We start from the raw sequence: 22,328 nt of genomic DNA, 5'->3' as shown, positions 1-22,328 counted from the left end.
CGCAGATGGAGCATCCGATGAACACGCACGACCTTCCCTCGCTGATCCCCGCCGCCGTGGGCCTGATGATCTCGCCGCTCCCGATCGTGGCGATCGTCGCGATCCTGCTGTCGGCCCGAGGGAGAGTCGCCTCTCTCGCCTACACCGGCGCGTTCCTGGCCGTCACCCTGGCGTTCACGACACTGGGTGCCGCGACGACCGCCGGCGCGTCGTCGTCGGGCGGGTCGGCGGCGTCGAAGATCGTCGTGCTCGTGCTGACGATCCTGTTGACCGTCGGATTCACTGTCCTGGCCGTCACGAGCTGGCTGTCGCGGCCGCGGGGCGGAGCCGCGCCGCGCACGCCGGGCTGGCTCGCGGCGATCGACTCGATCACCCCCGCGCGCGCCGGCGGTCTCGGTCTGCTGATGGCCGTGACCAACTCGAAGAACATCCCGCTCGAGCTGAAGGCCGGGGCCACCATCGGGGCCGCGCACCTGCCGGTCCTGGCGGCCGTCGGCCTGTGTATCGCCTTCGCCGTCGCCGGCTCGCTCGCCCTCCTCATCCCGACGCTGCTCGCCACGAGCGGATCCGCAACCGTCGCCAAGGGTCTCGAGCGGCTGAAGACCGAGATGATCGCGCACAACGCCGTGATCATGACGGTCTTGTTCGCGGTGCTCGCCGCGAACGAGGCCGCTCACCTCGTCCACCAGCTGTTCTCCTGACCCGGAAAGGAACGAACATGTCCCACCCGATCGACACCTCGTCCACCGGCACTCGGCTCGCCCACGCGCCCGCCGGCTCGTTCCGCGGACTCGAGCTCGGCCCTGTGCTCTCGTGGCGCGGCATCCGCTTCGCCGAGCCGCCCACCGGCGACGCCCGATGGCGCGATCCGGTTGCCGCGAGGCCCACAGCGGACGAGACGGATGCGACGCGTTACGGCCCTGTCTGCCCGCAGAGCCTGAACCCCGCCGTCCCGCTCGGCGAAGACGCCGTCATGGACGAGGACTGCCTCCGTCTGAACGTGTGGACACCGGCGGCCGAAAGCGCCCGCGAGCGTCCCGTCATGGTGTGGGTGCACGGCGGCGCGTACACCTTCGGGGCATCCAGCCAGCCCCTGTTCGACGCCGCCTCGCTCGTGACACGCGGCGACGTCGTGGTGGTCACGGTCAACTATCGCCTCGGCGCGTTCGGCTTCCTCGATCTCGCCTCCCTCCTGCCCGAACAGGGCTTCGATCGCAACCTCGCGCTGAAGGACGTGCTGCTCGCCCTCGAGTGGGTGCAGCAGAACATCCGCGCCTTCGGCGGAGACCCCGAGCGCGTCACGATCTTCGGCGAGTCCGCCGGCGGCGGACTCGTGACCACGCTGCTGGCCACACCGTCCGCTCGCGGCCTGTTCCACCGCGCCATCGCGGAGTCCTCCCCCGCATCCAGCGTCTACGGCGCCGAGCGCGCCCGCGCGGTCGCGGCGCGTTTCACCGCCGCACTGCGCATCGACGAGACGCACCCGGATGCGGCGGACGTCCTGCGCGCCGCTACGCCGCAACAGATCGTCGACGCGGGCATGGCGGTCTACGCACAGGTGCCCGACGCCGATCCCGGCGTGCTCGCCTTCGCGCCGGTGGTCGACGGCGACCTCCTGCCGGAGGCACCCGCGGTCGCGCTGCGCGAGGGTCGGGGCCTTGCGGTGCCGCTGCTCATCGGGACGAACAAGGACGAGGCGTCCCTGTTCAAGTTCATGAAGTCGCCGCTCATCCCGATCACCGACGAACGCCTGCGCGACATGTTCGGTGACATGGCCGCGGACAACCCCGCGCTCGAGCTGCCGACGTTCGATGACGTGCGCACTGCGTACGAGCACGCGCGGCAGCGCACCATCGGGCTCGGAATCGCCCGCGACATCGGGTTCCGCATGCCGAGCGTGTGGATCGCGGAGGGGCATTCGCAGGTGGCGGATGTCTGGTTGTACCGCTTCGACCACACGGCGCCGTTCCTGCGCCTGATCGGACTCGGTGCGACACACGCCACCGAGCTGCCCTACCTCTGGGGCAACCTGACGAGCGGGCCCAAGGACCCGACGTTCCGCCTCGGCGGCCGCCGGGTGGCGGAGAGCATCTCGGCCCGCATGCAGCAGCGGTGGACCGCCTTCGCGCACGGAGAGTCGCCGGATGCGGACGGCTCGGCCCCCTGGGAGCCCTACTCGATCGATCAGGGGCGCAGCACACTGGTGATCGACCATCAGGACCGGGTCGTGCCGGATCTGGACGCGTCACTGCGAGCGGCGTGGGGCGACGAAGTACTGACCTTCCACTGACCGGGAGGTCGCGAGGGCGACGCATCCGCTTGTCCTCGTCAACGCGTGGGATACGGCGAGCGCGCGGATGATGAAGGCGGATATCCAGACGCGGACGATGCTACGTCGCAGCGGGCGCGGACGGCGTCGTCGTTGCAGGGCGCGGAGGAGACAGAGATCGCGACGCTGGGGAGACTCGGTGCGGCGCGGGTCAGCGTCGGTTCGAGCGTCGCCCAGGCCGCATACGCGCTGGCGCGTCGTGCTGCGGCAGCGGCACTGACCGTGGGCAGCTTCGACGTTCTCGCCGACGGCAGGGACTACGGCAGGCTCAACGCGTTGATGCGGAGCGCGTGATGGGCGAACCCTCCCACTCTTTCCACGGATCACCGACCGTTGCTCGAATTGTCTGCTCCTCGGGTTACGATCGCGGCATAGGCGCGGTTCTGCAGGTCCGCGCCCATGCAGAACGCGAGGATCCCCGGTGCCCTTCAGAAGCAAAGCGACGCTCGAGACCTGGCTCGAAGAGTTTCATCGCGCGCGCGAGGCGGGAGACCTCATCCGGGTCGCGGTCCAAGACGGATCCGAGGGCGGTGACACCGGACTCGTGCTCGTGCCGCTGCGCACCGCGCGCATCTCGATCTACATGGAGCCGGTCGAGGTCGGCGATGCACGTTGGCGTGTGACGTTGGAACCGCAGACGGAGACGACGGTGCTCACGAGCTTCGAGCTGCAGCATCTCGCCGCAGAGCTCTCGGTCGCCGCCGAACTCTGCGCGTTCCTCGAGGCCAAGTCCGTGGGGCACGTCGAGAGCTGAGTCGTCCGCGACGTCACCGCACCGGCGAGCCGGTGCACGATGAGTGGGCGTGGCTCCGGATGCCGCGGCCTACTCTTCGGTCGACGTGGCATAGACGTTGTGCGAGATCGCGGTGAACCCCTCCGGGCCGGGTTGCCCGTCGGGGACGACGACGAACCTCTGCGGACCCGGTCCCGAGACGGTCATCTGCCCGCCCGCTCCCGCGCATCCTGTCGCCCAGGCGTCGGCGTCCGGGGAGAAGAGGATGCAGACCTCCGCGGGTCTGCTCCCCCGCGCCAGCCACACTTCGGTGCCCTCGTGCTCGGCAACCCATCTCATCGAGTCGAGATCGAAGTTCGCCAGCGTACCCTCCGGCACGGTATCCGGCAGCGCACGCGTCTCGGTGCGCTCCAGGTCGGCGTACCCGCCCGAGCTCGTGCAACCGGCGAGCGCCAGCACTGCCGCGGCGAACGCGAGCGGTGCGGCGAGTCGTCGTCGGGACGTCATGCTCCCACTCTGGCAGCTCCACGGGGTGCCCTGCATCATGCGTTCCGACCGGTCACCCGTCGAACTCGTGAATCGGAACGTACTGCGCACCGTCGTCCAGTCGGTCCACGAGCACGTTCGGGCACGACTGTTCCGAATCGTCCCAGGGGCGGTACCAGCTCGCCAGGCGGTCATCGAGGAAGTGGATGCGGACGGAGAAACAGGTATAGACGGCGGGCGGCCCGTCGTAGGCCATCACGGCCGACGTACCGACGTCCCCGTGCAATGGGGCCTCGTCGCGGAGCCCCGATGAGGCGAAGACATCGAGGACGAGCACGACCTCTTCCGCGTAAGAAGCGTCGCCCGGCTCCCACCGGTAGCCGTGCGTCAGAACGGCCGCGGCGGTAGGGCCGAGCGATGCGGGTACGGCCCCTCCGTCCCAGTACGTGTCCCGCTTGAGGGCAGCCACCGCATCCGCCCGAGTTGCCCCGGTCTCGCGCAGAGTGGTGATGCGCGCGACGAAGCCGCCCTCGGCCGAATCCATCTGACGCCACAAGACACCGTCGTAGGACTGCGCGCATCCGCTGAGCGCCAGAACGGCCACAGCCACCACGACGGCGACAACACGACGGATCACGTGTGCAGACTATGCGCGATTACTCTGAGGCCATGGATGTGAGCTGTGCTGTCTGCGAGACCGCGCTCGTGCACAACGACGGACGGCCTCCGCACAACATCGCCATCCAGCGCACGAGCGACGAGCTCGAGCGTCGCGTGAACGACGGCCGGATGCGGTTCATCCGCGGCGATGTGCCGCTCGCGGACATGCTCGCGCTGGCAGAATCCGACCTGAAGTTCACGATCGTCAGCTACCTCGAGTGCCTGGCGTGCGGTCGCACCTGGTTCTGGGGACTCTGCATCCGGGGAGCGCCGATCTACCGGCCCGTCGATGCGGACGCACCGTTGCGGGAACGGTGGGAAGACGTGCCACTCCGCGAACGGTGGGCACGCGACGCCGCATCCTGAGCTAGGAGACCGGTGTCAGCCGTTCCACCGGAAGCCACAGCTCGCAGGTCGCGGTGCGGAAGTCTTCGCTGCGATCGAGCACCGCGACGATCGACGGGCCCGGTCGCAGTTGCCACGGGTTCGACGGGAACCACTCTGTCGCCGATGCGGCGTACGCCTCTTGCAGGGCGTCCGGATGCGGGCCGGACGTCCGGAACACGACCCAGGTTCCCGCATCCGCCTCGATGACGTCGAGATCGGCGGGAACAGGCGCACCGGCGGCGAGCGCGACGCCGTGCAGATACGTCAGCTCGCTCCCCTCGGTGTAGTCGGGGTCGACGTCCGCGCTGACCTGTAGGAGACCGGCGGGCTCGGCGCTGGTGAGCGACTTCAGGCGTGCGTGCTCTTCGACGGGCAGCGACGCGATGTGCGCCTGGATGTGCGGGTTGACGCCTTCGTGGATCAGCGGCACACGCGTGGCGTGTCCGGCGAGGCGGAAGGCGGGGCGTTCGATGAGTCGGGCGTCCATGGCGGAGCTCCCTTCGACGGTCAGGCGGAACCTGAGGATGGATTGCGGACGAAGGGGTCCACCGTCGCGACGGACGTCACCGTGACTCACGCCGTGCACCGACCGGAACGCTCTGCCGAAGGCCTCGACGGATCCGTAGCCGTAGCGCACCGCGATCGTGAGCAGATCGTCGCCCTCGATCACATCGGCCGCTGCCATCGTCATCCGTCGACGTCGCACGTACTCCGATATGGGCATTCCCGCGAGCGTCGAGAACATCCGACGCACGTGGTAGCCCGTCGTTCCCGTGGATGCGGCGAGCGCCTCGATGTAGATATCGTCGCCGAGTCGGCGTTCGATCTCGTCGACCAGGCGGTTGAGCACGTCGATCATGTCGGCTCCCTTCGCAATCCACTCTCGTCAGGAGCGAACCCGCGCGCCCGATCGTTCCGGACCGATTCTGTCTCCTGGGTCTGTGGGGGGGTGGGCTCCCCGGCCGTTGAGCGAGCCGGAACGTCCACGGGACGTCTGGGGGCGCGTCAGGAGAACATCTGAGTCAGGACGCCGAGGTCGCCGGCATCCAGGGCTCTCTGAATGCCGTCGATGTCGACGGGGTTCGTGAACATGCCGGAGAGCGTGCTCGTCCAGATGGCACGCATGGCGTCCACGTCACCGGTGTCCGCGGCCATACCCATCGCCTCGATGGCCTCCTGGTACGGAATCTGGGCGAATCCGGCGGGGGCGTCGAGGGGGCTGTAGTACGGGACGAACAGCAGATCGGGGTCGGCGGTGAGTCGCAGCACCTGCTCGGGGTGAATCGTGCGGACATGGTTCAGTTCGGCGAGCGCGGGGCCGTTGACGATGCAGAGCCGGTCGCCGATCGCATATGTCGCATCACCCGCCGCGACCGTATAGGACACGATGTTCCCCTCGCCGTCCAGGCCGACGGTGCCCTGGGCGAACTCCCGCGCACCCCGGTCCTCCATGCGACCGGTGACACCTGCGCCCGTGCCCGTGAGGTTGATCTGAGCGGGGTTCGTGCACGCATCGGGGTCCGTCGCCGAGCCGTCTGCCGCGGGACTCGCTGTTCTCGGTGAGGCATCCGGCGCGGCAGCTTCCGCCGTCGCTGTGCACCCGGCGAGCGCCGCGACGCCGAGAACGAGCGCGATGGCGGTGGACGCGATACGGCCGGTGCGGGGCATGCTGCCATGGTGGCAGATGGATGCGGTTCCGTTGCGTGTCTGTCGGACGTTGAGCGCGCCGAAGGCGAAAGGAAACGACGCCATGCCGGCGGTCACGACCTGCTCGGGTCCATCAACGGGGGAAGAACTCGACGATTCGAAACCCGCACTTGGTCACGGAAGAGCGGATGTTGCTCGTGTCCTCGTAGGGAGTCGTCTTCTTCCAGACCTCAGCATCGGGATAGCCGCTCTCGATCACCCTCCGGATCGCGCCGCCGATCTGAGTCTCGACGTCGACGAACAGAAGATCCAGAGATCGACGTCACCCGCCTTCGGTGGACGAAACGACGGCTCCGCCCACGGATCGCCTTCTGAGCGCACCTCGCAGGAGTCCGCTCCCGGCCTGTCGATGCTCTCGAGGATCTCGCCGACCGGGATGACGAGCTCCCCCGAGTCCCCCGAGTCCTCCGAATCGTCTGAATCGGGTCACGAGTGGGACTGCGCACTTGCGTCGAACGACGCCTGCAGGCGAGCGACGAACTGATCCCGCATGCCTACGGTGACCGTGACGAGCTCCGCAGAAGGCATGCCCGATCCCCGTCTCCAGCGCGCCGGCGAGCCGCTCAGTTGTTGAAGCGGAACTCCACGACGTCGCCGTCCTGCATGACGTAGTCCTTGCCTTCGAGGCGCGCCTTGCCCTTCGCGCGGGCCTCGACGACCGAGCCCGTCGCGACGAGGTCGTCGAACGAGATGACCTCGGCCTTGATGAAGCCCTTCTCGAAGTCCGTGTGGATGACGCCGGCGGCTTGCGGGGCCTTCCAGCCCTTGCCGATCGTCCAGGCGCGCGCCTCCTTCGGCCCCGCGGTGAGGTAGGTCTGCAGGCCCAACGTGTCGAACCCGATACGCGCGAGCTGGTCCAGACCCGACTCATCCTGACCGGTCGAGGCGAGAAGCTCAGCAGCCTCCTCGGGGTCGAGGTCGATCAGCTCGGACTCGATCTTCGCGTCGAGGAACACCGCTTGCGCGGGCGCGACCAGCGCGGCGAGCTCGGCCTTGCGGTCCGCATCCGTGAGCACGTCCTCGTCCACGTTGAAGACGAAGATGAACGGCTTCGCGGTCAGCAGACCGAGCTCCTTGATGGGAGCCAGGTCGATGCCGGATGCCGACAGCAGCTGCCCGCGCTCGAGCGCATCCTTCGCAGCCTGCGCCGTCTCGAGAACGATCGGCTCGAGCTTCTTGCCGCGCACTTCCTTCTCGTACCGCGTGATCGCGCGCTCGAGCGTGTCGAGGTCGGCGAGCTGCAGCTCCGCGTTGATGGTCTCCATGTCGTTCTTCGGGTCGACGTTCCCGTCGACGTGCACGACGTCGGAGTCAGCGAACCCGCGCACGACCTGCGCGATCGCGTCGGCCTCGCGGATGTTGGCGAGGAACTTGTTGCCGAGCCCCTCCCCCTCGCTCGCTCCGCGCACGATGCCGGCGATGTCGACGAACGACACGGCGGCCGGCAGGATGCGCTCGCTGCCGAAGATCTCGGCGAGCTTGTCGAGGCGCGCATCGGGCAGATTGACGACACCCACGTTCGGCTCGATCGTCGCGAACGGGTAGTTCGCCGCGAGCACCTGATTCTTGGTCAGGGCGTTGAACAGGGTGGACTTGCCGACATTCGGCAGCCCGACGATTCCGATGGTAAGAGCCACGGGCACCAAGTCTAGGCGCCCCACGGCTCGGCGCCCGCCGGGCCTGTGCTGGGGGCTGGGGCCGGCGCCACTCGCAGCCGCGTCCGCCGTGGCCGCCGCATCCGCCGGTCGGAGAATCACGCCAACGTCGGAGGATGCGGCGCAAAACCTCCGACGGGAGGCCGAATCTCCGACGCCCGCACGTCGGAGGCAGCCACAACCCGGAGACGCACCCGCCCCGCCTCGGATGCCCCCATCCCGGCGCGCCTCACCGCGCACCGCCCGCATCCGGGCGAGGGTGAGGGCGTGTCATTGGATTTCACCGCGATCGACTTCGAGACGGCGAACTCCTCCAGCGCTTCGGCGTGCGCGGTGGGTCTGGCCCGCGTCCGCGGCGGGCGCATCGTCGCGACTGCGGGGTGGCTGATCCGCCCGCCCGAGGGGCACGACCGCTTCTTCGAGCTGAACATCGGCATCCACGGCATCCGCCCGGAGCACGTCGTGGACGCGAAGGGCTGGAGCGAGCAGCTCGACGACATCGCCGCCTTCGCCGGTGCGGATGTGCTCGTCGCGCACAACGCCGGGTTCGACATGGCCGTGCTGCGGCGCGCGTGCGCGGCGACGGGCGACATCTGCCCGCCGTACCGCTACGCCTGCACCCTCCAGCTCGCGCGCCGCACCTACGACCTGCCCAGCTACCGGCTGCCGATCGTCGCGGCCGAGGCGGGCTTCGCGGAGTTCCGCCACCACGACGCGACAGCGGATGCGGCCGCCTCCGCCGCCATCATGATCGATGCCGCGCGCCGCTGGAACGCGCCCGACATCGACGCCCTCGCCGCGGCCTCCCGCATCCGGATCTGCGAGATCGACACGGCGGTCGCCGCCGCGGCCTGACCCGGCGATGTCCGGAGTCCGGGGCATGCTGTGCTCATGGACCCCGTGATCCTCCTCGTCGCCGCGCTGTGTCTCGCCGCCGGCATCGCCCTCGGCTGGTTCGCCGCGCACTCTCGCGCCTCCGGGCAACAGGGTGCGCTCTCGGCCCGCGCCGCGGCCGCCGAGTCCGCTGCCGCGGCCGCCCGTGCCGAACTCGAGCGGCAGGGCGGGCTGTACCGGGAGTTCGTGGAGCGCCAACGCGCCGAACAGCGCGAACGAGACGACCGCGACCGGCGCGAGAACGCCGTTGTGGCCGCCCTCGCCCCGGTCCGCGACACCCTCGCCCAGGTGCGGGTCAAGGTCGACGACCTCGAGCGGGAGCGCCACGCCCAGTACGGGGCTCTGGCTGAGCAGCTGCGCCGCGCGCAGGAGACCGACGATCTGCTGCGCGACACGACCGCGTCGCTGTCTTCCGCTCTGCGCTCGACGAGCACCCGCGGGGTCTGGGGCGAGGTGCAGCTGCGTCGCGTCGTCGAGGCGGCAGGACTCACCCGTCACGTCGACTTCGACGTGCAATCATCGATCAGCTCGGATGCGGGATCGGGCCGCCCCGACATGATCGTGCGGCTCCCGGGCGGCAAGGCGATCGCCGTCGATGCCAAGGTGCCGCTCGACGCGTTCATCGAGTCGCAGGCGATCGCCGACACCGCGCAGGGTGAGGATGCGGTGCGCCGCCGCGCGCTCCGCGACAAGCATGTGAAGGCCCTGCGCGCCCACATCGACGCGCTCGCGAAGAAGCAGTACTGGGCGGGGATCGAATCCAGCCCCGAGTTCGTGATCTGCTTCGTGCCGAACGAGGCGCTGCTCGCGACCGCACTCGACGAAGACCCCGCTCTCCTCGACTACGCGTTCCGCCAGCGTGTGGCCCTCGCCTCCCCGGTGAACCTCTGGGCGGTGCTCCGCACGGTCGCCTATACGTGGACGCAGGAGGCCGTCTCCGACGATGCCCGCGAGCTCTTCACGCTGGGAACGCAGCTCTATGAGCGCCTCGGCGGGCTCACCAAGCACATCGACGACCTGCGTCGCGGCATCGAGCGCACGGTCGACGGCTACAACCGGTTCGTCGGGTCGCTCGAGAGCCGCGTCCTGGTGACCGCGCGACGCTTCCCCGGCATCGATGAGACGAAGCTGGATGCGGTCGCCGCGCCCGCCGCGCTCGAGTCCACGCCGCGCCGGCTGAGCGCCCCGGAGTTCACCGCTGCTCTCGACGAGGTGCGACGGGCCGCATCCGCCGACGCGGACGAGGCCGCATCCGCCGACGAGACACAGCTGCCGGCCTCCCCCGCCTGACACGCGTGTTCGCCCGTCGCGGATACGCCTGCGGGCAGGCGTGTTCCCGACGACGATGGGGCTCATGAAGCTCCTCGTTCTCGGCGGCACCGCATGGCTCGGGCGCACGACGGCCGCCTCCGCGATCGCCGCCGGCCATGACGTCACCTGCGCCGCGCGCGGCACGGATGTTCCGGACGCTGCGCAGCACGTCCGCGTCGACCGAGACGCCCCCGACGGACTCGCACCTCTCATCGAGGCGCGGTGGGATGCGGTGATCGACGTCTCCCGTCAGCCGGGCCAGGTGCGCCGCGCTGCGCGTCAGCTGCGCACCGACCGGTACGTCTTCGTCTCGACCTGCAACGTGTACGCGAGCCAGGCGGAGATCGGCGCGGACGAGTCGGCGCCGCTGCTCGATCCTCTGGACGCCGACGTCATGACCGACCCCCGAGGACTACGGGAGAGCCAAGGTCGCCTGCGAGGACGCGGTGCGCGAGGTGTTCGGCATCGACCGCTCGGCCATCGTCCGCTCCGGCCTCATCGGCGGTCCGGGCGACCCGACAGGACGCAGCACCTACTGGCCGCGCCGCTTCGCCGCGCCGTCGAACCCCGACGGTGCCGTGCTGGCACCGGATGCTCCCCGTCTGCCGACCTCGCTGATCGACGTGCGCGACCTCGCCGGGTGGCTCGTGCGACTCGCAGAGGGCGCCGGATCGGGTGCCTTCAACGCGCAGGGCGAGCCGCATCCGCTCCCCGCGCACCTCGAGGCGGCGAGGGCCGCAGCCGGCCAGCGCAGCGAAACGGTGACCGCAGCCGAAGACTGGCTTGCCGCGCAGGGCGTCAGCGAGTGGTCCGGACCACGATCACTGCCGCTCTGGCTGCGAGATGAAGCCTGGTACGGGATGAACGCGCGGTCGACGGAGCGCGCGGCGGCAGCCGGGCTCGAACGACGACCGCTGGAATCGATCCTCGCCGATGTGCTCGGCGAGCCGGTGGTGTCGGGAGCGGGGCTCACCGACGAAGAGGAACGCGAGCTGCTCGCGCAGCTGAGATAGGTCAGGCGCCGCCGGGTACGAAGCTCAGCAACAGCAGCACGACGGCGGAGACACCGACGAACGCGCCGATCGCCCACCACGGGCTCGACTGGTGGCCCTCTTCGCGGCGGACGCGGAAGAGGACGTCCGGACGGCGCGCGGGGTCGGGGTTGTTGACAGCCACGGCGTCGGCGACGACGGCGAGCGCTCCCGTGTGCGGGTGCGCATTCTCCTGGGTTGCGGACATCGTTCGTCCCTTCGTCTCGGTGCAGAGATCGACATCGACGTTGATACGACGTCGTTCATTCTGCCACCTGCTCCGGCGAGCGCACCGGAGGCTTGCGCTCCATCCCCGCATCCGCATCTCACTGCGTCAGTGACGCCCGCTGCCGCGCGCATGTCCCCGTTGCCGCATCGTTCGAGCCTCAGATCTGCCGCAAGCGGGACACGGACCGCGACGAGCGGAACACGCCGCGGCACCGCGACGTCAGGAGTGCAGGACCTGCTCCGCGCGACGTACCGCCTCGACGCCGCCGACCTCGAGGGCGTCCCGGTGCTCCGGATGCTGCCGGTAGAACTCCACGAGCGCAGCCACGAGATTCGGATCGGAACCGAGGCTGAGCGAAGGCGCCGTGATCAGCGGAGCGCCGCCCGCGCGCAGCAGCGAGAGCCGTGCAGCGGGGGCTGCAACGACCGACACCTGTGCCAGCTCGTCCCATGGCCAGTCCAGCGCGCCGCATCCGCGGATGCCCGTCACGCCACGCGGGCTCAGCGTCAGTCCCGCGGGGACACGCCGTCGCACGATCCGTACCACGAGCGTGGCGATCCCGATCACACCGAGGATGTAGGGCCCGCTGCGTGTCAGGCGCGGCCCCCACGGCGCCGGCAGGCCGTTCAGGTCGATGAAGAGCTGCGCGCCGGCTGGAAGCAACAGCGACACGGCGATGAAGAGCATCGGGACGGATCCCACCCGCAGAGGCACGAAGCGCAGGGCACCCGGTCGATCGTCGATGGTCAGCGCGCGCGAGACGACGCCCTGGAACGTGATGAGCAACGCGATACCGATCACCATCAGCATGACGGCCAAGGCGCCGAAGAGGACACGCCGACTCAGCTCGTCGCTGACCGCGGCGATGAGGCCGACGACGACGGAGGTCGCGATCACACCCCAGCCGAGCGGACGCGGGTTGCGCCCACGCGGAAACACGGGCACTTCCCCGCCGAGGAGCGGGAGCGTAGGGGTCATCCGCCGAACGGTCATCGACCCATCATCCCGTCGGCCGCAAGCGTGTCCCACTTTCTGCACAGATCAGACCCTGAACGTGCGGCAAGTGGGACATGCGCTGCGGAAAGTGGGACATGCCGACCGGGCTCACCTCCCGAAAGGCTCAGCTCAGAGGCTCAGCCAACGAAGATCAGAGCCACTTCGAGGTGAGGTGCTCGCTCGAGATGCGGCGGAGGGTGCCGGAGGCGCCGCGCAGCACGACGCTCTCGGTGTAGATGTGCTCGCCCTCGCGACGCACGCCGGCGACCAGCTGGCCGTCGGTCACGCCCGTGGCGACGAAGATCGTGTTCTTGCCCTTGACGAGATCCTCGGCCTCGTAGACGGTGCCGTCGACTTTGAGGCCCGCGTCGATGCCGCGCTGCTTCTCGTCGTCGTTGCGCGGGGCGAGGCGACCCTGGATGTGGCCGCCGAGCGCCTTGATCGCGCAGGCGGTGACGATGCCTTCGGGGCTCCCGCCGATCCCGACGCACATGTCGGTGCGGGCGTTGTGGCGGGCCGCGTTGATGCCGCCGGCGACGTCGCCGTCGCTCATCAGGCGGGTTCCTGCCCCAGCTTCGCGGATCTCCTCGATGAGCTGGTCGTGGCGCGGACGGTGCAGCACCGAGACGACGATCTCGTCGACGGGCTTGCCGAGCGCCTTCGCGAGCAGACGGATGTTCTCGCCGATGGGAAGACGGATGTCGACGACGCCAACGCCCGCGGGGCCGGTCACGAGCTTGTCCATGTAGAAGACGCTGGACGCGTCGAGCATGGCGCCGTGGTCGGCGACCGCGATGACCGACAGCGCGTTGTTGCGTCCGGCGGCGGTCAGCGAGGTGCCGTCGATCGGGTCGACCGCGATGTCACACTTCGGGCCGCGCCCGGTGCCGACGTGCTCGCCGTTGAAGAGCATGGGCGCGTTGTCCTTCTCGCCCTCGCCGATGACGATCACGCCGTCGAAGTTCACGGTGGTGAGGAAGGCCCGCATGGCGTCGACCGCCGCGCCGTCGGCCACTTCTTTCTGGCCGCGCCCGATGAAGGGAACGGAGCGGATGGCCGCAGCCTCCGTCGCGCGCACGAGCTCGAGCGCGAGGTTACGGTCGGGGTGCAGCGGACTCATGTCGGCAGTAAGGCTCACCATGCGGCCCAGCCTAAGCAGGATCCCGCACAGCGGACGCGACTTTCACCTCTGAAGACGCGAAGAATTCGACGTTCTTTCAGCAGGAGGAAATCCGCCGCCCCCGCGGCGATATTCCTGGCGCCCGGAGCACCCGGCCGCCCGCATCCCCTTCGATAGAGTGACGGGTAACCACTGCACACAGCAAGGAGCGGACATGCCCGTCGCAACACCCGATCAGTATGCCGAGATGCTCGACCGCGCGAAGGCGGGCGGCTTCGCGTACCCGGCCATCAACGCGGCGAGCTCGCAGTCGATCAACGCGATCCTGCAGGGCCTCACGGAAGCCGGTTCCGACGGCATCATCCAGGTCACCACCGGTGGCGCCGACTACTTCGCCGGCCACACCGTCAAGGGTCGCGCGACCGGCGCGATCGCCTTCGCGAAGTTCGCCACCGAGGTCGCCAAGAACTACCCGATCACGGTCGCCCTCCACACCGACCACTGCCCCAAGCCCGCCCTCGAGGACTTCGTGCTGCCGCTGATCGCCGCATCCGAAGAAGAGGTCAAGGCCGGACGCAACCCGCTCTTCCAGTCGCACATGTGGGACGGCTCGGCCGTTCCCCTCGACGAGAACATCGCGATCGCCAAGGAGCTCCTGCCCCGCATCAAGGCGATCAACGCGATCCTCGAGGTCGAGATCGGCGTCGTGGGCGGCGAAGAGGACGGCGTGAAGCACGAGGGCTCGAACGAGGCGCTCTACACGACCACCGCGGATGTGGCCAAGGCCGTCGAGGCCCTCGGCCTCGGTGACGCCGGCCGCTGGATCGCCGCCCTCACCTTCGGCAACGTGCACGGCGTCTACAAGCCCGGCAACGTGAAGCTGCGCCCGGAGCTGCTCGGTGAGATCCAGGAGGGCATCGCCGCGCAGTTCGGTACCGGCCCGAAGCCCCTCGACCTCGTGTTCCACGGCGGCAGCGGCTCGACCCCCGAAGAGATCGCCCTCGCGGTCGCGAACGGCGTCGTGAAGATGAACATCGACACCGACACCCAGTACGCGTTCACCCGTTCGGTCGCCGGCTTCATGTTCTCGAACTACGACGGCGTCCTGAAGGTCGACGGCGAGGTGGGCAACAAGAAGGCCTACGACCCGCGCGCCTGGGGCAAGGTCGCAGAGACCGCCATGGCCGCCCGCGTCGTCGAGGCGACGCAGCAGCTCGGCTCCGCCGGCAAGTCGCTCGGCGCCTGACCGACGCACCCGCAGCGAATGCCCCGGCTCCGGCCGGGGCATTCCGCGTTTCAGGATGCGGCGCGCTCCATCGCGGCGGCCGCCTCACCCGCGGCGAGCCTGCGCACGGCGTCGCGTCGATCCCCGAAACGGTCCGCGGTGAACATCTCGGCCAGCTGCGGAAAGACCGCCCATCCGTCGGTTAGTGTCACCACGGTCAACAGCAACTGCCCCGCATCCGCTTTCGAGACGCCGGGAAGCGCCCGCTGCACGTGGCCACCTTGGATCTGCAGTGCTCTTCGCGGACGGCACGATCCGGCACGTCTCCCCCGCGGACGAGACCCTCCCAGGCCATCAACCGACCGAACTCGGGCTTTCTCACGATGCGCTCGAAGAGACCCGCGGCGTAGTCGCCGATCGCTCGCGGCCCCTCACCCTCGAGCGGAACCTCCTCGAACACCTCGGACAGCTCGTGCACGATCACCGCCTCGAAGAGCGCGTCCTTGCTCCCGAAGTACGAGTAGATCCGCTCCTTGTTGACTCCGGCCGCCTCCGCGATCCGGTCGATCCGCGCCCCGGCGGGCCCGTGCGCCGCGAACTGACGATCGGGATGCTGGCGCTCTCGCCGTTCACGGAGAGCTGGCACCCCGTGCTGCGCTCGCTGGTGCTGACGCTCATCGTCGTGCCGCTGGCCAGCTACCTCGTCATGCCCTTGCTGCTGCGCACCCACGGGCGGATCGCCATGGCGCGGTCGGTACGGCGCACTCAGACGCCGTCAAGCAGCCCCGGGGCGCCTTCGGGCCGCGAGAGCACGACGATCTCGTCGCCCGCGGAGATCGCGCCCGACTTCACCACGCGGAAGTAAGGGCCGAGCCGCCGCTCCTCGGCGAAACGCTTGACCCAGCCGCGCGCTTCCGGTCCGCCGAGACGGCGGGCGAAGGTCTGGCAGGGGTTGCGGTGCCGGGTGACCTCGAGAACGAGCGTGTCGCCGATGCGCCACCGCTCCCCGATCACGACGGCGTTGACGTCGATGCCCTCGGTGCGCAGGTTCTCGCCGAACCATCCGGGCGCCAGCTCGCGGCCCAGCTCGCTCTCCCAGAACGCCGCGTCCTCCTGCGCATAGGCGTAGACGGCCTGATCGAGCCCGCCGTGGTGCTTGCGGTTGGCCTGCACGTCGCCGCGCACCCCGTACGGGCCGACGCGCACAGCGCCGTCGAGCGGGCGCTTGTCGATCGCGGTCACGCCGATCGTGCCCGCATCCGGGATCAGCGCGTGCACGGCACAGACGGCGACGACGCGCGCGGTCATGTCGCGCTCGGCGTCGGCAGGGGCGTGATGCCGCCCAACTGCTGCATGAGGCCCGGGTCCGACATCAGCGGCACCACCAGGAGCATGCTCGCCAGGAGCGTGAACACCACGCCGCCCACGAGCGGGATCCAGAAGCTCAGTCGCCCGGCCCGCAGATTCCACACCGAGACGGCCGCGGTCGCGAACCATCCGGCCGCGAGCAGGATGGCGGCAGCCGCTCCCCAGGCCCGGGCGCCGGCCGCATCCGTCAGTCCACCGTCGACGCCGAACTGGGTCAGCAGCTGCGTGAGCAGCTCGTTGGGGTCGACGAAGCCGGGGATCGAGCGCAGCACCTCGAACAGTCCGAGCGCGAGCAGCGCGATCGTGGCGACGCGGTCCATCGCCCGCGGGTTCCGCGCAGCGGGGCCCGCGGCGGGGGCCGGGGCGGGTGCGGGCGGGGCCGCATCCGGAGCCTTGCCCGCGTCGAGGTCGAAGGTCGCGTCGGGCTGACGGATGCGGGCGCGCTGCTCTTCGGGCGTGGCGTACTCGCCGTACTGGGGGCGGGGACGTTCGTCGCTCATGCGCGCCCCCGTCCGCCGCGGGCGCGCGCATCGGTGGCGCCGGATGCGTCGCGACGCAGCTCCTTCGGAAGCGAGAAGATGAGGTCCTCCTCGGCGGTGCGCACCTCGGCGACGTCGGCGTAACCGGCACCGGCGAGCACGTCGAGCACCTCCTGCACGAGCACCTCGGGCACCGAGGCGCCGCTGGTCACACCGACCGTGGCGACGCCGTCCAGCCACTCCTGGCGCACCTCCTCCGCGTAGTCGACGCGGTAGGCGGCCTTGGCGCCGTGCTCGAGCGCGACCTCGACGAGGCGCACGCTGTTGGAGGAGTTGGCGGAGCCGACCACGATGACCAGATCCGCGTCGCGCGCGACCTTCTTGATCGCGACCTGGCGGTTCTGCGTGGCGTAACAGATGTCGTCGGAAGGCGGATCCTGCAGATTCGGGAACCGCTCGCGCAGGCGCCGCACGGTCTCCATCGTCTCGTCGACCGAGAGCGTGGTCTGCGAGAGCCACACGACCTTGTCGGGGTCGCGCACCTCGACGGTGTCGGCGTCTGCGGGCGAGTTGACGATCGTCACGTGCTCGGGCGCTTCGCCGGCCGTGCCCTCGACCTCCTCGTGTCCGAGGTGGCCGATGAGCAGGATCTCGAAGTCGTCGCGGGCGAAGCGCACGGCCTCGCGGTGCACCTTCGTCACGAGGGGGCAGGTCGCATCGATCGCCTGCAGGCCACGATCGGCGGCGGCCGAGACGACGGCGGGCGAGACGCCGTGCGCGCTGAAGACGACGTGCGCGCCGGCGGGGACCTCGTCGACCTCCTCGACGAAGATCGCGCCCTTGGCCTCGAGCTCGGTCACGACGTGCACGTTGTGCACGATCTGCTTGCGCACATAGACGGGCGCGCCGTAGCGCTCGAGCGCCTTCTCGACGGCGATGACCGCGCGGTCGACGCCGGCGCAGTATCCGCGGGGGGCTGCCAGCAGCACTCTCTTGCGTCCGACGACCGGGATATCCTGAAGCCGGCCGCTGCGCGCCGGCATCCGGGGGGTGGGAAGGTGCACGGCGGGTGAGCTCACGCCCGTGATTCTACGGGCGCGTGCTGGGCAGAGGCCGAGCGACGGAGGATGCATGACGAGGTTCGCACCGGATGCGGCGGCGCGGGCCCCGCACGGTGATGACGTCCATCCCCGCGACGCCACCCGCGAGGCGCCCACATCCGTCGCCCGGTTCAACGAGACCATCCGCGCCTTCATCTCCTCCTGGGGCTCGGTGTGGGTCGAGGGCGAGATCACGTCGTGGAACGTGCGCGGCGGCAATGTCTACGGCAGGTTGAAAGACCTGACCGGCGACGCGAGCGTGTCGTTCCGCATCTGGTCGTCGACGCTGCAGCGCCTGCCCGACGACCTGAAGGTGGGCGATCGCGTCGTCGCGAGCGTCAAGTCCGACTACTTCGTGCGCACCGGCGATTTCAGCGTCCTGGTCTCCGCGATGCGGCACACCGGCATCGGCGACCAGCTCGCCGCGATCGAGCAGCTGCGTGCCGCCCTCCGCGCCGAGGGGCTCTTCTCGGCCGAGCGCAAGCGTCCGCTCCCCTTCCTTCCGCACCTGGTCGGTCTCATCACGGGTGAGCGATCGGACGCGGAGAAAGACGTCCACCGCAACGCCGAGCTGCGCTGGCCGCAGGTGAGCTTCCGCACCGAGTACGCCGCGGTGCAGGGCGACCGGTGCGTGCCCGAGACGATCGCCGCGCTGCAGAAGCTGGATGCCGACCCCGACGTCGACGTGATCATCATCGCCCGCGGCGGCGGCGACCCGCAGCACCTGCTGGGCTTCAGCGACGAACGACTGCTGCGGGCGGTCGCCGCGGCTTCGACCCCGGTCGTCTCGGCGATCGGCCACGAGAACGACCACCCCCTGCTCGACGATGTCGCCGACCTCCGCGCCTCGACGCCGACGGACGCCGCCAAGCGCGTCGTGCCGGATGTGGGCGAGCAGCGCACGCTCGTGCGGCAGCTGCGGGCACGCCTGGGCTCGCGCCTCAGCATGCGCGTGTCGCACGACATCGCGCAGCTCGAGCAGTTGCGCTCGCGCCCGGTGCTCCGCGACCCCGCCGCGCTTCTCGAGCGGCGCGCGCACGAGATCGAGCTGCTCGCGGCACGCGGGCGCGACACGATCGAGCGCTCGCACAGCCATGCCGCGCGCCAGACGGCCGAGCTGCGCGCGTCGCTGCGCGCTCTCTCACCCGGCGCCACGCTCGCCCGCGGCTACGCGATCGCCCACGTCGCCGGCGGCGTGATCGTGCGGGATGCGGCGCAGGCGCCCGAGGGCACCGAGCTGACCGTCACGGTCGCACGCGGCTCCTTCGCGGCCACCTCCGGCGGCGAGGTGCCCGAGACGTCTGGGACGGCGGCGGACGCCTAGGATGGAAGCCATGTCCGCGCCCGAGGAGACCGCTCCCGAGATCGCGTCGTTGTCGTTCGAGCAGGCGCGCGACGAGCTCGTGCGTGTCGTCGCCGAACTCGAGCAGGGCTCCCCCACCCTCGAGCAGTCGCTCTCGCTGTGGGAACGCGGCGAGGCGCTCGCGGCCCGGTGCGAGGAGTGGCTGCTGGGTGCCAAGCGCCGGCTGGATGCGGCGCGCTCCGGCGCCGAGGGCGAACTCTGATGGCCAGAGGTCCCCGCGTCGTCGCCGAGCTCGGCCGCCCAGAGACCGCCGACGAGACCGCCGCCCGCAAGGCGGAGTCCTCGCGCATCTACCGCTCGAGCCAGACGTTCCGAAACCTCATCGCGGCGCTGCTCGCGACCCTCGGCGTCGTGATCGTGATCATCTTCGCGGTGCCGCGCGGCAATCCGGCGCCCGCCCCCGCCGTGAACGTCGCAGAGATCGCCGACGGCTTCGCGGACGCCTACGGGCGCCCCGTCATCTCCCCCGATGTGCCGGAGAACTGGCGCGTGAACCAGGCGCAGCTCGAGGGCAACAGCGTCCCGGCTTTCACCATCGTCTACGTGCCCGACGCCGAGAGCTACATCAACATCGCGCAGGCGTTCGACGCGGATGCGGGGTGGGTGGCCCGCACGCTCAACGGCGCCGCACCGACCGGCACCGAGACGATCGACGGCATCGAGTGGCAGCGGTACGAGATCTCCGACGCCCGCTCCGCCGGCGGCGTCTCTTATGCCCTGGCGACCCCCGCGGGGCCCGACCAGATCCTCGTGTACGGCACGGCCAAGCCCGACACCGCGGCGCAGCTGGCCACGACCGTCACCGACACCATCCTTCAGCTGCGTGAGGAGACACCGTGACCGAGACCCACCCCACCCCCGCCCAGGTCTGGGCCGAGATGCTCGAGGGCAATGCGCGCTTCGTCGCGGGCACGCCGCGCCACCCCCGGCAGGATGTGGAGCGCCGCCACGAGCTGGCCGCCGGTCAGCGCCCGCGCGCGGCTCTGTTCGGCTGCTCCGACTCGCGCCTGGCCGCCGAGATCATCTTCGACGAGGGTCTGGGCGACCTGTTCGTCGTGCGCAATGCCGGCCAGGTCATCTCCGACTCCGTCGTCGGCAGCCTCGAGTATGCGGTCCAGGTTCTCGGCACTCCCCTCATCGTCGTGCTCGGCCACGACGAGTGCGGCGCCGTCCGCGCCGCCATCGACAGCACCTCGCCCGACGCACCCGCCCTGCCGCCGCGCATCTGGCGTCAGGTCGCGCCCATCGTGCCGGCCGTGCGCCGCGTGCAGGTCGCCGAGGGCACCAACGCCGCCACGGTCGACGCCGAGCACGTCGGCCGTGAGCACCTTCGCGACACCGTCACCGAGCTGCTGCACTCGTCGGAGCTCATCAGCGCCGCCGTGGCCGACGGCTCGCTCGCGATCGTCGGCGTGAACTACCGCCTTGCGAAGGGCGTCGCCGAGCCCGACTTCATCGTCGGCGAGGCGACCGAGTCCGCCGCCTGATCACTTACCGTCCGCACACCGTCAGAGGAGACACCCGTGGCTGAGACCGAATACCGCATCGAACACGACACGATGGGCGAGGTCCGCGTTCCCGCATCCGCTCTCTACAGCGCGCAGACCCAGCGCGCCGTCGAGAACTTCCCGATCTCGGGCGACGCCCTGGCGCCGGCTCAGATCGTGGCGCTCGCGCGGATCAAGAAGGCCGCTGCTCTCGCGAACAAGGAGCTCGGCACCCTCGACGCGCAGATCGCCGACGCGATCGCCCGCGCCGCCGACCAGATCATCGCCGGTCAGCACGCCGACCAGTTCCCGATCGACGTCTACCAGACCGGCAGCGGCACCTCGTCGAACATGAACATGAACGAGGTGCTCGCGACCCTGGCGACGCGCGACCTCGGCTCGACGGTGCACCCCAACGACCACGTCAACGCCTCGCAGTCCTCGAACGACGTGTTCCCGACCTCCGTGCACATCGCGGTGACGCAGGAGATCATCGACGCGCTGATCCCCGCCCTCGACCACCTCGCGGTTGCGCTGGAGGAGAAGGCGGAGGCCTGGAGCGACGTCGTCAAGTCGGGCCGCACGCACCTCATGGATGCGACGCCGGTCACCCTCGGCCAGGAGTTCGGCGGCTACGCACGCCAGATCCGCCTCGGCATCGAGCGCGTGCAGGCGACGATCCCCCGGGTCGCCGAGGTTCCGCTGGGCGGCACCGCGGTCGGCACCGGCATCAACACCCCGCTCGGCTTCCCGCAGAAGGTCATCGAGCTGATCGTCGCCGAGACCGAGCTGCCGATCACCGAGGCCAAGGACCACTTCGAGGCGCAGGCGAACCGCGACGGACTCGTCGAGGCATCCGGAGCCCTCCGCACCATCGCGGTCTCGCTCACCAAGATCAACAACGACCTGCGCTGGATGGGCTCGGGCCCGAACACGGGTCTCGGCGAGCTGCACATCCCCGATCTGCAGCCCGGCTCCTCGATCATGCCCGGCAAGGTCAACCCGGTCGTCCCCGAGGCCACGCTCATGGTGTGCGCGCGGGTCATCGGCAACGACGCCACGATCGCGTGGGCCGGCGCCTCCGGCTCGTTCGAACTGAATGTCGCGATCCCCGTGATGGGCACCGCCCTGCTGGAGTCGATCCGCCTGCTCGCCAACTCGGTGCGCGTGCTGGCCGACAAGACGATCCGCGGCCTCGAGGCCAATCGCGAGCGCGCAGCGGCCTACGCCGGCATGTCGCCCTCGATCGTCACCCCGCTGAACAAGCTCATCGGTTATGAGGCCGCAGCCAAGATCGCCAAGCACGCGGTCGCCGAAGGCATCACGGTCCGCGAGGCCGTCATCGCCCTCGGCTACGTCGAGCGGGGCGAGCTCACCGAGGCGCAGCTCGACGAGAAGCTCGATCTGCTCTCCATGACGCACCCGGGCTGAGCTACACGCGAAACCGCCCGACGGGACATAATCGGAAGGTGAAGCAGACGCCGAGAATGCTCTCGGCGCGCGTGAAGACTCTGGGGGCGATCCTCCTTGTGGCGTGCGTCGGGCTGATCGTCGCGGGCGGGGTCTCCTTCTGGATCCAGCGGGCGCGTCTCGTCGACGACGTGGACGACCGTCTGATCGAGAAGGTGCAGGCTCTGCGGCCCGTGGGCGATGCGCCGTCGCCCGGCATCTACCTCACGCGCACTGTGACCGGCTTCCTGCCCTCGCAGACCGAAGGCGTCGTCGGCGTCGTCGACGGTGAGATCGTCGTGTCCCCTTCGGCGGGAAA

At 69.9% G+C, this 22,328-nt stretch carries 27 protein-coding genes; 14 read left to right on the top strand and 13 right to left on the bottom strand.

Annotation, left to right across the window (positions count from 1 at the left end; genetic code table 11):
• Positions 1-17: 17 nt before the first annotated feature.
• The 4 genes from QE374_RS15195 to QE374_RS15180 all read left to right on the top strand — a co-directional run bounded on the left by QE374_RS15195 (position 18) and on the right by QE374_RS15180 (position 3,083).
• Complete coding sequence (locus QE374_RS15195) at positions 18-701, top strand: GAP family protein (RefSeq protein WP_309736235.1); 684 nt, start codon at positions 18-20, stop codon at positions 699-701.
• A gap of 17 nt (positions 702-718) precedes the next feature.
• Positions 719-2,290, top strand: coding sequence for a carboxylesterase/lipase family protein (locus tag QE374_RS15190; RefSeq protein ID WP_309736232.1), 1,572 nt, complete (start codon positions 719-721; stop codon positions 2,288-2,290).
• Between the two features lie 132 nt (positions 2,291-2,422).
• Complete coding sequence (locus tag QE374_RS15185) at positions 2,423-2,623, top strand: hypothetical protein (RefSeq protein WP_309736230.1); 201 nt, start codon at positions 2,423-2,425, stop codon at positions 2,621-2,623.
• A gap of 127 nt (positions 2,624-2,750) precedes the next feature.
• Positions 2,751-3,083 carry a hypothetical protein gene (locus tag QE374_RS15180; protein WP_309736227.1) on the top strand — a complete coding sequence of 111 codons (333 nt, stop codon included), beginning with the start codon at positions 2,751-2,753 and terminating at the stop codon, positions 3,081-3,083.
• Positions 3,084-3,152: 69 nt separating this feature from the next.
• On the opposite strand, the gene QE374_RS15175 is transcribed toward QE374_RS15180, so the two are convergent.
• On the bottom strand, positions 3,153-3,569 hold the full coding sequence (locus tag QE374_RS15175; protein WP_309736225.1) for a hypothetical protein: 417 nt from the start codon (positions 3,567-3,569) through the stop codon (positions 3,153-3,155).
• Between the two features lie 52 nt (positions 3,570-3,621).
• Positions 3,622-4,185: a hypothetical protein gene (locus QE374_RS15170; protein ID WP_309736223.1), complete on the bottom strand. Its 564-nt coding sequence runs from the start codon at positions 4,183-4,185 to the stop codon at positions 3,622-3,624.
• Between the two features lie 32 nt (positions 4,186-4,217).
• Between QE374_RS15170 and QE374_RS15165 the strand changes: the two genes are divergently transcribed.
• Complete coding sequence (locus QE374_RS15165; RefSeq protein WP_309736221.1) at positions 4,218-4,574, top strand: hypothetical protein; 357 nt, start codon at positions 4,218-4,220, stop codon at positions 4,572-4,574.
• A 1-nt stretch (position 4,575) separates the two neighbouring features.
• Here QE374_RS15165 and QE374_RS15160 read toward each other — a convergent pair whose 3' ends face one another.
• The 3 genes from QE374_RS15160 to ychF form a co-directional block, all read right to left on the bottom strand.
• On the bottom strand, positions 4,576-5,454 hold the full coding sequence (locus QE374_RS15160) for an AraC family transcriptional regulator (RefSeq protein ID WP_309736219.1): 879 nt from the start codon (positions 5,452-5,454) through the stop codon (positions 4,576-4,578).
• 146 nt (positions 5,455-5,600) lie between these two features.
• Entirely contained in the window at positions 5,601-6,263 is a 663-nt protein-coding gene (locus QE374_RS15155) for a hypothetical protein (RefSeq protein WP_309736217.1), read from the bottom strand.
• 602 nt (positions 6,264-6,865) lie between these two features.
• Entirely contained in the window at positions 6,866-7,939 is a 1,074-nt protein-coding gene (gene ychF / locus QE374_RS15150; protein ID WP_234075039.1) for a redox-regulated ATPase YchF, read from the bottom strand.
• Between the two features lie 285 nt (positions 7,940-8,224).
• On the opposite strand from ychF, the gene QE374_RS15145 reads away from it, so the two are divergent.
• The 3 genes from QE374_RS15145 (at position 8,225) to QE374_RS15135 (ending at position 11,175) form a co-directional block, all read left to right on the top strand.
• Positions 8,225-8,812: an exonuclease domain-containing protein gene (locus QE374_RS15145; RefSeq protein WP_309736215.1), complete on the top strand. Its 588-nt coding sequence runs from the start codon at positions 8,225-8,227 to the stop codon at positions 8,810-8,812.
• 36 nt (positions 8,813-8,848) lie between these two features.
• A complete protein-coding gene (locus QE374_RS15140; RefSeq protein WP_309736213.1) occupies positions 8,849-10,141 on the top strand; it encodes a DNA recombination protein RmuC in 1,293 nt (430 codons plus the stop codon).
• A 467-nt stretch (positions 10,142-10,608) separates the two neighbouring features.
• Complete coding sequence (locus QE374_RS15135) at positions 10,609-11,175, top strand: hypothetical protein (protein ID WP_309736211.1); 567 nt, start codon at positions 10,609-10,611, stop codon at positions 11,173-11,175.
• Between the two features lies 1 nt (position 11,176).
• Here the strand turns inward: QE374_RS15135 and QE374_RS15130 are convergent, their stop codons facing one another.
• The 3 genes from QE374_RS15130 to glpX form a co-directional block, all read right to left on the bottom strand.
• Positions 11,177-11,401: a UDP-N-acetylmuramyl pentapeptide phosphotransferase gene (locus QE374_RS15130; RefSeq protein WP_309736209.1), complete on the bottom strand. Its 225-nt coding sequence runs from the start codon at positions 11,399-11,401 to the stop codon at positions 11,177-11,179.
• A gap of 240 nt (positions 11,402-11,641) precedes the next feature.
• A complete protein-coding gene (locus QE374_RS15125) occupies positions 11,642-12,400 on the bottom strand; it encodes a hypothetical protein (RefSeq protein ID WP_309736207.1) in 759 nt (252 codons plus the stop codon).
• 169 nt (positions 12,401-12,569) lie between these two features.
• Positions 12,570-13,559 (bottom strand): class II fructose-bisphosphatase, encoded by a 990-nt coding sequence (gene glpX, locus QE374_RS15120; RefSeq protein ID WP_309736205.1) that lies wholly within the window; start codon positions 13,557-13,559, stop codon positions 12,570-12,572.
• Positions 13,560-13,752: 193 nt separating this feature from the next.
• On the opposite strand from glpX, the gene fbaA reads away from it, so the two are divergent.
• Positions 13,753-14,784, top strand: a complete 1,032-nt coding sequence (fbaA, locus tag QE374_RS15115; protein WP_243227418.1) for a class II fructose-bisphosphate aldolase — start codon at positions 13,753-13,755, stop codon at positions 14,782-14,784.
• 50 nt (positions 14,785-14,834) lie between these two features.
• On the opposite strand, the gene QE374_RS15110 is transcribed toward fbaA, so the two are convergent.
• The 5 genes from QE374_RS15110 to QE374_RS15090 all read right to left on the bottom strand — a co-directional run bounded on the left by QE374_RS15110 (position 14,835) and on the right by QE374_RS15090 (position 17,653).
• Positions 14,835-14,978 (bottom strand): hypothetical protein, encoded by a 144-nt coding sequence (locus tag QE374_RS15110; RefSeq protein ID WP_309736202.1) that lies wholly within the window; start codon positions 14,976-14,978, stop codon positions 14,835-14,837.
• Positions 14,979-14,980: 2 nt separating this feature from the next.
• Entirely contained in the window at positions 14,981-15,409 is a 429-nt protein-coding gene (locus QE374_RS15105) for a TetR family transcriptional regulator (protein ID WP_309736200.1), read from the bottom strand.
• A gap of 119 nt (positions 15,410-15,528) precedes the next feature.
• Positions 15,529-16,071, bottom strand: coding sequence for an MOSC domain-containing protein (locus QE374_RS15100; RefSeq protein ID WP_309736197.1), 543 nt, complete (start codon positions 16,069-16,071; stop codon positions 15,529-15,531).
• The gene (locus tag QE374_RS15095; RefSeq protein WP_309736195.1) at positions 16,068-16,631 is read right to left on the bottom strand and encodes a DUF6264 family protein; all 564 of its coding nucleotides are present in this window, start codon (positions 16,629-16,631) and stop codon (positions 16,068-16,070) included. Before QE374_RS15095 ends, QE374_RS15100 begins: the two co-directional genes overlap by 4 nt.
• The gene (locus QE374_RS15090; RefSeq protein ID WP_249223651.1) at positions 16,628-17,653 is read right to left on the bottom strand and encodes a 4-hydroxy-3-methylbut-2-enyl diphosphate reductase; all 1,026 of its coding nucleotides are present in this window, start codon (positions 17,651-17,653) and stop codon (positions 16,628-16,630) included. Before QE374_RS15090 ends, QE374_RS15095 begins: the two co-directional genes overlap by 4 nt.
• An 88-nt stretch (positions 17,654-17,741) precedes the next feature.
• Here QE374_RS15090 and xseA point away from each other — a divergent pair, with 88 nt between their 5' ends.
• From xseA to QE374_RS15065, 5 genes are read left to right on the top strand one after another with little or no spacing between them, the layout of a single operon-like run.
• Entirely contained in the window at positions 17,742-19,034 is a 1,293-nt protein-coding gene (xseA, locus tag QE374_RS15085; RefSeq protein ID WP_309736193.1) for an exodeoxyribonuclease VII large subunit, read from the top strand.
• 10 nt (positions 19,035-19,044) lie between these two features.
• Positions 19,045-19,275 (top strand): exodeoxyribonuclease VII small subunit, encoded by a 231-nt coding sequence (locus tag QE374_RS15080; protein WP_373459535.1) that lies wholly within the window; start codon positions 19,045-19,047, stop codon positions 19,273-19,275.
• Positions 19,275-19,913, top strand: a complete 639-nt coding sequence (locus QE374_RS15075; RefSeq protein WP_309736190.1) for a DUF4245 domain-containing protein — start codon at positions 19,275-19,277, stop codon at positions 19,911-19,913. Before QE374_RS15080 ends, QE374_RS15075 begins: the two co-directional genes overlap by 1 nt.
• 38 nt (positions 19,914-19,951) lie before the next feature.
• On the top strand, positions 19,952-20,560 hold the full coding sequence (locus QE374_RS15070; protein ID WP_309736730.1) for a carbonic anhydrase: 609 nt from the start codon (positions 19,952-19,954) through the stop codon (positions 20,558-20,560).
• A 36-nt stretch (positions 20,561-20,596) separates the two neighbouring features.
• Positions 20,597-21,991: a class II fumarate hydratase gene (locus tag QE374_RS15065; RefSeq protein ID WP_309736188.1), complete on the top strand. Its 1,395-nt coding sequence runs from the start codon at positions 20,597-20,599 to the stop codon at positions 21,989-21,991.
• The last annotated feature ends 337 nt before the right edge of the window (positions 21,992-22,328 follow it).

This window comes from Microbacterium sp. SORGH_AS_0428 (assembly GCF_031453615.1).
GTDB lineage: Bacteria > Actinomycetota > Actinomycetes > Actinomycetales > Microbacteriaceae > Microbacterium.
The sequence above is the reverse complement of the archived record's forward strand: the minus strand, read 5'-3'. Positions and strand labels throughout refer to the sequence as shown.